The following is a 12,631-nucleotide window of genomic DNA, read 5'->3' as shown; positions in this document are numbered from 1 at the left end:
GTGAGTTTAATAAGTTGGGGAATGTACCCAAAAATCAAAAATCAAAAATTTTCTCTAAGAGACACAACAACTCTTTGTAACTACATTAAAGAGAGTAAAGAGTTTATACCTTTTGGAAACGGGCGAAGCTACGGAGACAGTGCTATAAACGAAAATATTCTTTATGTAAAACCATACAACAATTTTTTGCATTTTGATGAGAGTGCCGGAGTGCTTACATGTCAAGCGGGAGTTCTACTAAGTGAGATACTTGACTCTTTTGTACCTCGTGGCTGGTTTTTAAAAGTAACACCAGGGACAAAACTTATAACAGTTGGCGGAGCAATTGCCAGTGATGTTCACGGAAAAAATCACCATATAGAGGGATGTTTTAGCGAGTGTGTTGAAGAATTTACCATTATGCTTGAAGACGGGACTATCAAATCTGTAAAAAAAGGGGATGAACTTTTTTTAGCTACATGCGGCGGTATGGGACTTACGGGTGTTATACTAGAAGCTAAAATTTCTCTAAAAAAAATCAACTCCAAGTTTATAAACCAGACAACCATAAAAACTAAAAATTTAAAAGAGACTTTCGAAGCTTTTGAGAGCAACAAAAACCTCCCCTACTCCGTGGCTTGGATAGACTGCCTAGCACAAGGTGAAAACATTGGAAAATGTCTTTTAATGGTTGGAGATTTCGCAGATGACGGCAACCTTGAGTACAAAAGCAAAAAGAAGTTAAGCATACCTTTTAACTTTCCATCTTTTGCTCTAAACACTTTAAGCGTAAAAGCTTTCAACTGGCTCTATTATGCAAAAGCTCCGGATGGAGTATCTAAACAAAAAGTTGATATAGATACATTTTTCTATCCTTTAGATGCCATAGGAAATTGGAATAGAATTTATGGTAAAAACGGCTTTACGCAGTATCAGTTTATCCTCCCTAAAGAGAGCAGTTTTGAAGGTTTAAGTGAGATTCTACGTGAGATTTCCACCTCTGGGAAAGGCTCATTTTTAGCAGTTTTAAAATTATATGGCAAAGCCAATGAAAACTACCTCTCTTTTCCGATAGAGGGGTATTCCTTGGCACTTGATTTTAAGATAGAAGATGGTCTTTTTGAGCTTTTAAACAAACTCGATGAGATTGTAGTTAAGTACAGCGGTAAAATTTACCTAACAAAAGATGTACGTGTAAGTAAAGAGACTTTTGAGCAAGGTTATCCTCAAATAGATAAATTTAGAGAGTTTAGAAAAGAGAACAATATGGATAGTAAATTCAATTCATTACAATCAAAAAGGGTAGAGATATGAGTTATGTTTTAATAATCGGCGCAAAAAGCGACATCGCAAAAGAAGTTGCAAGAACTTATGCAAAAAATGGCTACAACCTTTATTTAGCTGCAAGAGAGAGCTCATCTTTAGAAGATTTAAAGCAAGATATTGAAGTTCGTTCAGGCGTACATGTAGAGCTTAAAGAGTTTGATATAACTGCTTATGAAACGCATGAAAGCTTCTATAAAGAACTACAAGAGAAACCTCTTGGAGTCATAGTTGTATCTGGCTATATGGTTGAGCAAAAACTTGCACAAAAAGATTTCAATGAGTCACTGCAAACTATAAATGTAAACTACACAGGAGCAGTTAGTATTTTAAATATTGTTGCTAATGATTTTGAGAGTGAGCGCAGAGGTTTTATAGTTGGAGTTAGTTCTGTTGCTGGTGACAGAGGGAGAAAAGCAAACTACATTTACGGAAGTTCTAAAGCTGCTTTTACTGCTTACTTAGGTGGTTTAAGAAACAGACTATATGAGAGTGGGGTAAGTGTCCTTACTGTAAAACCGGGCTTTGTAAACACTAAAATGACTGAAAATTTAGATTTACCTGAGAAACTAACTGCTGAGCCTGAAGATGTAGCAAATGATATATACAACGCTCAGCAAAAAGGGAGAAACGTACTCTACACCAAATCTATTTGGCTTCTTGTAATGCTTATAATTAAACATATTCCAGAGTTCATGTTTAAGAAAATGAGCATATGAGAGAGTACTATAACAAAGAGGTTAAGACCCTCTATATAATCTTCTTTTTTAAGATTTTAATTCTTTCATTTTTGCCGCTTACAGGTGATGAGGCATACTTCATAAAATGGGGGCAGAACCTCAGTTTAGGGTATTATGACCATCCACCTATGGTTGGCTGGCTGATATACCTTATGAGTTTTGTAAACGAGAGCTACATATTTTTCAGATTATTTGCTGTTGTGACAACTTTTGTAGCGGCCTATGTTATCTATAAAATAGCCCTACTCTACAAAGTTAGAAACACAAAAGCCTTTTTAGTAGCTCTTATATTTTTAGCATCACCTGTTGACCTGCTTCTGGCACTTATGACAAACGATATTGCCCTGCTCTTTTTTAGCTCTCTTGGAACTTTGTTTTTACTCTATTCACTGGAGAAAAAAGAGTGGTTCAGGTATGCTTTACTTGCCGGTATATTTTTAGGTTCTGCATTTTTGAGTAAATATTTTGCTGTATTTTTAATGCTCTCATTACTTGTTTTTTCACTCTACATGTACAAATCAAAAGCTGTCAAAAATGTGCTAGTTGTTACTGTTATTATATTGCTGTTTATAGCTGAAAATCTATACTTTAACTATAACAGCTGCTGGAACAATATAATATTTAACTTCTTTGCCAGAACACAAGAGAATAGTTACAACATAGGGACAGTAATTGGCTATTTTGGACTTATTTTATATGTTCTAACTCCATGGGGATTGTACTTTTTATTTAAAACAAAATTTGAAAAAACAAAACTCTTAAAACTTCTTTCTATTATATTAACATTTGGCTTTTTCGTATTCTTTATCGTCTCGTTAAAAAATCAAATAGGACTCCACTGGTTCTTAATTTTCGTGCCGTATATATTTTTACTGTTTACTTTTTTAGATGATAAATATATGACTAAACTATTCAAATATAACGCCGTTTTCACATTTGTACATGTAGCAGTATTTATAACTGTTTTACTATTTCCAACTTCAATGCTAAAAAATCACAATAAATACTCAGATATACTTCTCTACACTCAGCCTGAGGAGATTTGCAAAGAGCTTGACAAACTAAGTGATAAGCAGATTTTTACATTCAGCTACTCAACTGCCTCTGTTCTCTCTTATCACTGCAAAAAAGATGTTACGGTACTCTTTAGCGGATCAAAATATGGGCGTATGGATGACAAACTGCTGGATGTAAGGAGTTTATCGAATAAAGATATAACTCTCTTTAAGAAAAAGCCAATTGATGAAAATCAGCTAAAGCAAGTTTGTAAATCTTACACGATCGAGAAAAAAGAGATTAAAAAGGCAAACTTTTATATGGCTACTTGTAGAGAGTTTAACTATGAAGAGTATAAATCAAACTACTTAGATTTTCAAAATGAAAGATTTTATAATATACCAGAGTGGCTTCCTATTGGAGAGTGTTACTTCAAAGATAGATATTTTAAAAATGATGAGAGTATGTAAATGACACTAGCACTATTTGATTTTGATGGGACATTAACAAGCAAAGACTCACTTGGAGAGTTTTTAAAATACAGTGTCTCTAGAGGCAGATATATCTTAAATATGATTAAATTTTTTCCCTACTTTATTCTTTGGCAACTTAGGTTAATGAAAAACAGCGTAGCAAAAGAGCACCTTTTTAGAATTTTTTTTAATGGAATTAGCGAAGATAATTTTAGAGATATTGCCACAAAATTCTCTCATGAGAAGCTGGACTCTATTGTAATAAACGAGAGAATGCAAATAGTTAAAAAACATCAAGCAAACGGAGACAGAGTTATCATAGTTTCAGCCTCTATAATGTGTTGGCTTCAACCATGGTGTGACAAAAACGGCATTGAACTCCTCTCGACACAACTTGAGTTTATAAACGGCCTATTTACAGGTAAATTTTTAACACCAAACTGCCATGGCATAGAAAAAGAAAACCGTATAAAAAAGCACCTAAATCTAAAAGATTATGAGAAGATTTGTGCCTTTGGTGACAGCTCCGGAGATACACAGATGCTCGCTCTTGCAGACGAAGCAACAAAGTATTAATAAACCTTTACCTTTTTTTCAGTATAATCACTAAATTATTGTAAAGGCAAAATATAAGTCATGATAAATTATCAAAGCATAAAACCTTGGCTATTTAAACTTCAACCTGAGAATGCTCACCATGTAGCAGAGACCGTACTTAGACTTCCTAATCTTTGCCAAATTCCTTTCAACTCTTTCTTGGAGTCTCATTTCATTACCAACGATGTTTTGTCTCAAGAGCTTTTTGGACGTACTTTTTTAAACCCTGTCGGACTTGGCGCTGGATTTGACAAAAATGCAACCATGATTCGCGGTATGCAGATTTTAGGTTTTGGTTTTACTGAAATTGGAACTCTTACTCCAAAGCCGCAGGAAGGAAATCCTAAGCCTAGAATGTGGAGACACATAGAAGAAGAAACTATTCAAAATGCAATGGGCTTCAACAACGAAGGTCTTCTAAAAGCTCAAAAAAGACTCAAAGAGCGTTTTCCGTTTACAACTCCAATAGGTGTTAACATTGGTAAGAACAAACTTACCTCTGAGAGTGAAGCTATAAATGACTACACAACTCTTATTAAAGCGCTTCATGGACTAGGAGATTATTTAGTAATAAATATCTCATCTCCAAATACACCTGGTCTTCGTGACTTGCAAAATGAAGAGTTTATTACAAAGCTTTTCTCTGAAGCAAAAGCTATCACAGATAAACCTATTTTACTAAAAATTGCACCAGACATGACGCCTGAAGATGCAGTTGCACTTACAAAATTGGCAGTGCAAAAAGGTGCTGATGGCATAATTGCTACCAACACTACAATAGACTACTCGCTTGTAAATTCACCTTATGATAAAGGCGGACTAAGCGGCGCTGTTTTAAAGAAAAAAAGTTTTGAGATTTTTGAAGCTATTGCAAAAGAGCTTTATGGAAAAACAACTCTTATTTCAGTTGGAGGTATAGACTCCGCCGAGGAAGCGTACAAACGCATAAAAGCTGGAGCTTCACTTGTTCAGATACTTAGCGGACTTGTATTTCACGGTCCTGACATGATAAAAAATATAAATATTGAGCTTACAGAGCTTATTAAAGCTGACGGTTACACAAACATAACCCAGGCAATCGGTGCAGATAGAAAATAATATGAAATTATTCTTAGCATTCACACTAATTTTAGGAACACTTATGGCATCATCACTACCAAAATATGAAACACAAACTCTAAAGAACGGACTACAAGTAGTTGTAATTCCTCTTAAAAACTCCACCAATGTAATAAGCACCGATATTTTTTACAAGGTTGGTAGCAGAAACGAGGTTATGGGCAAAACAGGTATTGCCCACATGCTTGAGCATATGAACTTTAAATCAACGACAAACCTTCCTGCAGGTCAATTTGACAAAGAGGTGAAGAGTATAGGAGGTGTAAACAATGCATCTACAAGCTTTGATTACACTCACTATTACATAAAATCAAGTACGGATAATCTTGAAAAATCTTTGGGTCTTTACGCTGAACTTATGAAAAATCTTAACCTTAAAGATAAAGAATTTCAACCAGAGCGTGATGTCGTGGCGGAAGAGAGAAGATGGAGAACAGAGAACTCTCCTCTTGGCTATCTTTACTTTGCAATGTTTAACAACGCCTATGTATACCATCCATACCACTGGACACCGATTGGTTTTATGAATGATATTAAAACATGGACCATAAAAGATATAAAAGACTTTCATAAGACTTACTATCAGCCAAATAATGCTATTTTGATGGTAACTGGCGATGTAGATGCAAAAGATGTATTCAAACGTGCAAAAAAAGAGTTTGGGAGCATCAAAAACAAAGGGAAAATTCCTGAGTTCAAGTTTGTAGAGCCTGAGCAAGACGGTCCTAAAAGAGTGACAATATACAGGGACAGTGAAGTTGAGATGCTTGCAATTACTTTTCATATTCCTGACTTTAAAAGTGAAGACCAAGTTACTTTAAGTGTAATTTCAGAGATACTCTTTTCAGGAAAAAGTTCAAGACTCTATAAAGAGTTAATAGATAAAAAACGTCTCGTAAACAGTGTATATGCCTACAATATGGAAAATATAGATCCGGGTCTTTTTATATTTTTAGCATCTTGTAATCCGGGAGTAAAAGCTGAAGATGTAGAAAAAGAGCTTATTGAACAGATAGAGCTTATAAAAAATAAGAAAGTTCTAGAGAGTGAGATAGAAAAAGTTAAAATTAACTCTAAATCTGATTTTATCTACTCATTAGAGAGTTCAACTTCAGTAGCTAATCTTTTTGGTAGTTACTTAGTTCGTGGAGATTTAACACCTCTTTTAACTTATGAAGAAAATATCGAAAAAATAACTGTTAAAAATGTTCAAGATATAGCAAAAAAATATTTTGATTTTAACAAGTCAACAACACTCATTTTGAAAAAGGGTAAGTAACTTTACCTTTTTTCCATCTTCTTTCTTTTAAATCATTCTATTATATATCAAAACAAATTTTAGTTAAGACCTCTGATTAATTTCATAAACTAGATTTCAAGTAAAGCTTGGAATGACAATATTTTTGCATATAAAAATTAAATTATAATAAACTATTCTTGTTATTTAAGGTTAGAAGATATATAATATTACCTGACTTTTAGTTAGACGTACTCATGTTACGGGTTGGGTGGGATACGTCAAATTTAACAGCCCTACTTATAAGGAGTTTATTATGATAAAAAAACCATTGATACTATCCGTATTGGCAGCTGCCCTGATTTTATCTTCAGGATTAACACTGTCTGCTGATGAGAACGAACAATACAGAGAACAAACACGCGAGCAAACGCAAATGTACGGCAGTCAGTTAATGACAGAACAAGAGCGAACTGAAATGCGCAACAGAATGCGTAATGCGAAAAATGCTGAGGAGAGGGAACAAATTCGTAATGAAAACCATGAGCGAATGAGAATTCGAGCTAAAGAGCGTGGTGTTACAATTCCTGATGAGCCAATGGGACAAGGAATGGGACAAGGCGGTGGAATGGGACAAGGAATGGGCGGAGGTCGCAACCGCTAACAACCTGAATAAAAAAAATTATTTAAACGAGGCGCACATAAACTTGTGCGATCTCTAAATTTAATTTAAAATCTTTCTTTGTAGAACATATAAATTATTGCTCTTGCTACAAGACTCCCTAAACCTCTCTTTTAGCTCTATATCATAGGTAACTACATAAATATCTGCATCAACTGGTTTTAAGTCTTCAAAGTTTTTAAGTAAAATTCCGTCTGCAACATTTTTACCATGGTCACACTTTGTAAAATTAAAGGAGTTTAGAGTTTTACCAAAATCATATAAATCCGCTTCCCACTCAGCCTTAAACAGATACAATGAATCTGGATTGCAAGATACATATATATTTTCATCTTCTATTTCAAAAGGCTCAATAATATGAGAGAACATAGGAGAAATATTTGAAAAGTTTTCTATATCCCAAAAAACATAAGCCTTCTTTGCTTTTGCAGGAACTTTTTTATTAAAAAGTATCAAATTGTTTGAAATATTTAAATTCACATAAGCATTATCATTTATAAATTCTATTTTATTTTTAAGTTTAACTGCTGATTCAGCGCTAAAACTTAAAAGCGATGATAGTTTTATATACATTTCTAATTCAAGAAGTTCATCAGCACATCCTCCTCTTTGGTAGCTGTTAAAACTCTTTAGTTTGTGATTTTGGTACATAGTTTCTATAGTTATCTCTTCATTAGAAGAAAAAGCCCGTACTATTGATACAAAATGCTTATATGCGTTTCTTGTTTTAGGAAGATCAATATTGCCATAAAATTTTTTATTTATAATAATTTTTTTCATATAAATTATTATATCGAATAAGCTGTTGAACTTCTTGATATTAAATCTTTTTCGATATAATTGCGTATTAATTAAAGAAGGCTATATTGATGAATATCGTAACTGGTTCAACCACTGCACTGATTACTCCATTTAAAAATGGAAAATTAGATGAGCAGTCTTATGCTGACCTGATAAAAAGACAAATAAACAACGGAATAAACGCTGTTTGTCCAGTTGGAACAACTGGCGAGAGTGCGACACTTACATACGACGAAGATAAAAGATGTATGGAGATAGCAGTAGAGGTGTGTAAAGGAACTGGCACAAAAGTTCTTGCGGGCGCAGGTAGTAACTCAACTGCAGAAGCTATTAAAGCTGCAATAACTGCACAAAAATGTGGTGTGGATGCTATATTTTCAGTTGCTCCTTACTATAACAAACCTTCTCAAGAGGGTCTATACCAGCACTATAAAGCTATTGCAGAGTCTGTAAGTGACCTTCCGTTTATGCTTTACAACGTTCCTGGCCGTACAGTGGTTGACATCGAAGCAGATACTGTAATAAGACTGTTTGACGATGTAAAAAATATTTATGGAATCAAAGAAGCTACTGGAAGCTTAGAGAGAACAATAGAGCTTCTCTCTCGCAGACCTGAGCTTAAAGTATTTTCTGGTGATGATTCAATCGATTACCCAATCTTAGCTAATGGTGGAGCAGGAATAACTTCTGTTACTTCAAACTTGCTACCTGATTTAAAGAGCCAACTTGTTGCAAAAGCATTAAGCGGTGACTTTGCAGGTTCAAAAGCTATAAATGACTTGCTATTTCCTATTAATAAAGTTCTCTTTATTGAGTCCAATCCTGTTATGATAAAAGCCGCTATGTATATAGCTGGACTTATAAACACTTTAGAGTACAGACTTCCTCTAGTTGCTCCAAGCGTTGAAAATATGAAAAAACTAGAAACTATTATGAAAAACTATGAAATCAAAGGACTATAAATTGACACAAAATAGCATTCAAGGAAAAACTTTATTTATTAGTGGTGGAACTCGTGGAATAGGTAAAGCAATCGTTTATGCTTTTGCTAAGCAAGGGTGTAATGTAGCATTTACATATGCCTCAAGTGCAGATAGTGCTAATGATATAGTCGCAGACATAGAAGCAAACTATGGTGTTAAGTGCAGAGCTTATAAATTAGATATTTTAGAACCTTTAACTTACCAAGATGTATATAAACTTTTTGATGAAGACTTTGACAGACTAGACTTTTTTATATCAAATGCTATTATCTCTGGTCGTGCCGTAGTTGGTGGATTTGGTCCATTTATGAGACTTAAACCAAAAGGTTTAAACAATATATATACAGCTACCGTTGATGCTTTTGTTGTAGGTGCTCAAGAAGCTGCGAAAAGAATGGAGAAAATTGGCGGTGGAAGTATTATAAGTATGAGTTCTACCGGTAACCTTGTTTACACTCCAAACTATGCAGGTCACGGTACAAACAAAGCTGCAGTTGAAGCTATGGTTCGTTATGCAGCTGCTGAACTTGGAGAAAAAAACATCAGAGTAAACGCTGTAAGCGGTGGCCCGATTGATACTGATGCACTAAAAGCGTTTCCTAACTACGAAGTGGTTAAAGATGAAGTCGTTAAACGTTCTCCTCTTAGCCGTATGGGTGAAGCTACAGATTTAACTGGAGCTTGTCTATTTTTATGTGGTAGTGAATCTTCTTGGTTGACTGGTCAGACTATAGTAATTGATGGTGGAACTTCTTTTCAATAAATAGTTAAACTTATAAGGGGTCATGGATGCAAAATATAAATACATTATCAGATAATATACAAAATAAAGTAAAAAACTACAATGAAAAATTTGAAGATATTTTTGAACTACTTGAGAAGGTAGTTTACGAAAATGACTTAGAACTTTTTGGCGCTATTGTTAATGAACTAGAAGATATAAATATCCAAAATAAATATGGATGGACACTTCTACATGTAACTATCAGGAGAGAGAGAACTCCTATGGTTGAGCTGCTTTTAGAAAAAGGTGCAGATATCAACAAGATAGATGGCGTTGGCTGGACACCTCTAATGGAGTCTATTATGGATGATGTACCATCTCTTTGCAAACTTCTTGTTGAAAAAGGTGCAGACAAATCAATTGCAAATGCAAGAGGTGCGACTGCCCCAATGCTTGCTAAAAAATTTGAACGAACAAATATGTATGGGTATTTAAATTAAATACCCATTTACAAATGTGTAAAGCACTAATCAATTCCTATCATTCGTTTAATATCAATTAAAGCTATTTAGCAATTTAGACAATTAACTGCTTATTAAGGGTTATCACTGTACTCTTCTCCTTAAAATTCATACTATAAGACAGGAATATATTAGATGGCGAATAAAAAAATAATGGCTACTATCGTGGCAACAGTGGCAGCGTCTCTTTGCTGTGTAACTCCAGTATTGGCAGTACTTGCAGGATCAAGTAGTTTGGCTTCATCTTTTTCTTGGATGCAACCATATCATAATTACTTAGTTGGTCTAACTATTTTAGTGTTGCTTTATGCTTGGTGGGATAAGCTAAAAACAAAAAAAGATGATATTAATTGTGCTTGTGATGATGAAAGCAAGATTGGATTTTTCTCTAGTAAAAAGTTTTTAGCAACAGTAACTCTGTTTTCGATTATTATGCTTTCTTTTCCTATATGGGGATATAAATACTTCAATGTTGAGGCAGATTGTAATAGCTGCACAACTGAAACAATCGTTGAAAATGAAGTTGTAAAACCGATAAAAAGCCTACCTGTTTTAAAATATATGAGCAATGAAAAAGCAAATCCTACTGCCTGCAACCAGCAGGCCTGCACGGGAACTGGAAATAAAGATCTTGACAAAATGCTTGCTGACGCAAGAGTTGAAGTAGAGGAGATGAGCCCTGCTGTGTTGAAAAAAATGCTTGACAATGGAGAAGATGTAACTCTTTTAGATGTAAGAGGCGCATCAAAAAAAGTTAAGGCAGAGATATATACAGATGATGAGAGTTATGCAATATCTAGATGTGATTTAGAATTTAAAGTTTTAGGAATAATTGATAACAAAAACACTGTAATCGTAGTATATAGTCGTTTGGGAGCGAGAAGTTTATTAGCAGCTCAGGCTATGAAACACTTAGGTTATAAAAATGTATATAACCTAACTGCCGGTGTAAAGGGCTGGGCTAGAGCCGGTTACCCCTTTATTGAGAATGAGAAACCTGTAATTAAATCAGAGGACGAGATATAGACCAAAAAAACTAAAGCTACTATTTAGTAGCTTTAATAATAAAACAGATGTATGCTTGATAACTGTTTTTTGGTGTCAAGTGCTGCATCTCAAAACTCTCTAAAAGTTCTAACCCATCTATCAACTCTTCTTTCATTTTTTGGGCATCATACTGGACAATATCCAATCCACAACACTGCTGCGGTCCGTCAATTGCAAAAGTGCTTATAACTGCTATGCCACCGGACTTTAATGCCTGATACATACTTTTAAGATATTTTTTTCTATCGTTTGCATCTAGCAAGAAATGAAAAACTGCCCTGTCGTGCCAAAGGGCAAAACTGTTGGTCGCTTCAAACTGGGTCACATCACAACATTTGTATCTGACGGCTGAGCCCAACTCTCCAAGTCTCTCTTTTACAATATCTAAAGAGGACTCGGCAATATCAAGAAGAGTAATATTTTTGTAATTTTTTTCAATAAGATTATCAACCAAGAAAGAGGCTCCACAACCAACATCTATAATTGCATCTTCATCTGCAATACCATACTTTTGTATAAGTTTTAAAGATAATACTGGAGAGTTTTGGTGCCACAAAACCTGAGTATAATCTTTTTCTATAAACACATCATTCCAATGCTTTTGTCTACTCTGCTTTAATATATTTTTAACACCCCTAAAAGTAGCACCTCTTGTAGTATCTGATGTTGTGTAATCAGTCAGGCCAGTACACTCAATATCTGTAAAACCGGCGTTATTCATAATATCAATAAGCTTCTCTTGTTTTAAAGTTCCAGCTACACAATTTGCCCAAGAACTCTGAACTTCACTCTCAGAACAGCAACTCTCTTCTTTTACTGCTTCTGCCGAGCAACATGTAGATGATTTATCATCTTTTGATATATCAATAATATCTGCAAAAAAGAGTTTCCCATCTGGCTTTAATATACGAAATATCTCAGCAAAAACACTCTCTTTACAGCTTGTCAAGTTAATTGCCCCGTTAGAAATCACGACATCCACACTCTCATCTTCTAATGGTATATTGTCAAAACTACTCTCTATCACATCTACATGTAAGAAGCCAGCCATATCTGCATGTTCTTTTGCTTTTTCAACCATCTTTGGTGTGATATCAACCCCTATTGCTCGTCCATCTTCCCCTACTAACTGTGCACTTACTAGCAAATCAACACCTGCACCGCAGCCTAAATCAACTACAACATCTCCGCTATTTATCTCTGCATTTAAAAATGGATTTCCAACTGCTGCGCAGTATTTCCATATCTCTTGGGGCAATATTTCAAACCACTCATCCCTGTATCCATGAGATTTTGCATTGGTGAATCCTTTTTTCCAACCAAAATCTTTTAATGGGTTGTCTGCAAGATCTGAATATAGTTCAATAATTGAATCAAGGTTAGCCATAGTATTCCTTTGTTTTTAAGAA

At 34.6% G+C, this 12,631-nt stretch carries 13 protein-coding genes; 11 read left to right on the top strand and 2 right to left on the bottom strand.

From position 1 onward, the window contains the following. The 7 genes from HUE88_RS04595 to HUE88_RS04565 all read left to right on the top strand — a co-directional run bounded on the left by HUE88_RS04595 (position 1) and on the right by HUE88_RS04565 (position 7,128). Positions 1-1,293 carry an FAD-binding oxidoreductase gene (locus HUE88_RS04595; RefSeq protein WP_229860155.1) on the top strand — a complete coding sequence of 431 codons (1,293 nt, stop codon included), beginning with the start codon at positions 1-3 and terminating at the stop codon, positions 1,291-1,293. Further along, on the top strand, positions 1,290-2,021 hold the full coding sequence (locus tag HUE88_RS04590) for an SDR family oxidoreductase (RefSeq protein ID WP_194371541.1): 732 nt from the start codon (positions 1,290-1,292) through the stop codon (positions 2,019-2,021). The genes HUE88_RS04595 and HUE88_RS04590 overlap by 4 nt, the downstream gene beginning before the upstream one ends. Continuing rightward, positions 2,018-3,508, top strand: a complete 1,491-nt coding sequence (locus tag HUE88_RS04585) for an ArnT family glycosyltransferase (RefSeq protein ID WP_194371539.1) — start codon at positions 2,018-2,020, stop codon at positions 3,506-3,508. The genes HUE88_RS04590 and HUE88_RS04585 overlap by 4 nt, the downstream gene beginning before the upstream one ends. Then, the gene (locus HUE88_RS04580) at positions 3,509-4,087 is read left to right on the top strand and encodes an HAD-IB family hydrolase (protein ID WP_194371537.1); all 579 of its coding nucleotides are present in this window, start codon (positions 3,509-3,511) and stop codon (positions 4,085-4,087) included. Positions 4,088-4,147: 60 nt separating this feature from the next. Next, complete coding sequence (locus tag HUE88_RS04575; protein ID WP_194371535.1) at positions 4,148-5,206, top strand: quinone-dependent dihydroorotate dehydrogenase; 1,059 nt, start codon at positions 4,148-4,150, stop codon at positions 5,204-5,206. 1 nt (position 5,207) lies between these two features. Further along, positions 5,208-6,506 (top strand): M16 family metallopeptidase, encoded by a 1,299-nt coding sequence (locus HUE88_RS04570; RefSeq protein WP_229860154.1) that lies wholly within the window; start codon positions 5,208-5,210, stop codon positions 6,504-6,506. A gap of 274 nt (positions 6,507-6,780) precedes the next feature. After that, complete coding sequence (locus HUE88_RS04565) at positions 6,781-7,128, top strand: hypothetical protein (protein ID WP_194371533.1); 348 nt, start codon at positions 6,781-6,783, stop codon at positions 7,126-7,128. Between the two features lie 60 nt (positions 7,129-7,188). Here HUE88_RS04565 and HUE88_RS04560 read toward each other — a convergent pair whose 3' ends face one another. Beyond that, positions 7,189-7,926: a hypothetical protein gene (locus tag HUE88_RS04560; RefSeq protein ID WP_194371531.1), complete on the bottom strand. Its 738-nt coding sequence runs from the start codon at positions 7,924-7,926 to the stop codon at positions 7,189-7,191. A gap of 89 nt (positions 7,927-8,015) precedes the next feature. Here HUE88_RS04560 and dapA point away from each other — a divergent pair, with 89 nt between their 5' ends. From dapA to HUE88_RS04540, 4 genes are all read left to right on the top strand, one after another. Next, positions 8,016-8,909, top strand: a complete 894-nt coding sequence (gene dapA / locus HUE88_RS04555; RefSeq protein ID WP_194371529.1) for a 4-hydroxy-tetrahydrodipicolinate synthase — start codon at positions 8,016-8,018, stop codon at positions 8,907-8,909. A gap of 16 nt (positions 8,910-8,925) precedes the next feature. Continuing rightward, positions 8,926-9,693 carry an enoyl-ACP reductase gene (locus tag HUE88_RS04550; protein ID WP_430733200.1) on the top strand — a complete coding sequence of 256 codons (768 nt, stop codon included), beginning with the start codon at positions 8,926-8,928 and terminating at the stop codon, positions 9,691-9,693. Between the two features lie 26 nt (positions 9,694-9,719). Next, the gene (locus tag HUE88_RS04545; RefSeq protein ID WP_194371525.1) at positions 9,720-10,154 is read left to right on the top strand and encodes an ankyrin repeat domain-containing protein; all 435 of its coding nucleotides are present in this window, start codon (positions 9,720-9,722) and stop codon (positions 10,152-10,154) included. A 156-nt stretch (positions 10,155-10,310) separates the two neighbouring features. After that, complete coding sequence (locus tag HUE88_RS04540) at positions 10,311-11,201, top strand: rhodanese-like domain-containing protein (RefSeq protein WP_194371523.1); 891 nt, start codon at positions 10,311-10,313, stop codon at positions 11,199-11,201. Between the two features lie 19 nt (positions 11,202-11,220). On the opposite strand, the gene HUE88_RS04535 is transcribed toward HUE88_RS04540, so the two are convergent. Beyond that, positions 11,221-12,609 (bottom strand): class I SAM-dependent methyltransferase, encoded by a 1,389-nt coding sequence (locus HUE88_RS04535; RefSeq protein WP_194371521.1) that lies wholly within the window; start codon positions 12,607-12,609, stop codon positions 11,221-11,223. Positions 12,610-12,631 lie beyond the last annotated feature (22 nt).

The organism is Candidatus Sulfurimonas baltica (assembly GCF_015265455.1).
GTDB lineage: Bacteria > Campylobacterota > Campylobacteria > Campylobacterales > Sulfurimonadaceae > Sulfurimonas > Sulfurimonas baltica.
The sequence above is the reverse complement of the archived record's forward strand: the minus strand, read 5'-3'. Positions and strand labels throughout refer to the sequence as shown.

Bases quoted from the DNA above. Each gene is read 5' to 3' on its own strand.
- HUE88_RS04570 (WP_229860154.1), top strand. From the start codon at position 5,208: ATGAAATTATTCTTAGCATTCACACTAATTTTAGGAACACTTATGGCA.
- HUE88_RS04540 (WP_194371523.1), top strand. From the start codon at position 10,311: ATGGCGAATAAAAAAATAATGGCTACTATCGTGGCAACAGTGGCAGCG.
- HUE88_RS04585 (WP_194371539.1), top strand. From the start codon at position 2,018: ATGAGAGAGTACTATAACAAAGAGGTTAAGACCCTCTATATAATCTTC.
- HUE88_RS04590 (WP_194371541.1), top strand. From the start codon at position 1,290: ATGAGTTATGTTTTAATAATCGGCGCAAAAAGCGACATCGCAAAAGAA.
- HUE88_RS04545 (WP_194371525.1), top strand. From the start codon at position 9,720: ATGCAAAATATAAATACATTATCAGATAATATACAAAATAAAGTAAAA.
- dapA (WP_194371529.1), top strand. From the start codon at position 8,016: ATGAATATCGTAACTGGTTCAACCACTGCACTGATTACTCCATTTAAA.
- HUE88_RS04560 (WP_194371531.1), bottom strand. From the start codon at position 7,926: ATGAAAAAAATTATTATAAATAAAAAATTTTATGGCAATATTGATCTT.
- HUE88_RS04575 (WP_194371535.1), top strand. From the start codon at position 4,148: ATGATAAATTATCAAAGCATAAAACCTTGGCTATTTAAACTTCAACCT.
- HUE88_RS04535 (WP_194371521.1), bottom strand. From the start codon at position 12,609: ATGGCTAACCTTGATTCAATTATTGAACTATATTCAGATCTTGCAGAC.
- HUE88_RS04565 (WP_194371533.1), top strand. From the start codon at position 6,781: ATGATAAAAAAACCATTGATACTATCCGTATTGGCAGCTGCCCTGATT.
- HUE88_RS04580 (WP_194371537.1), top strand. From the start codon at position 3,509: ATGACACTAGCACTATTTGATTTTGATGGGACATTAACAAGCAAAGAC.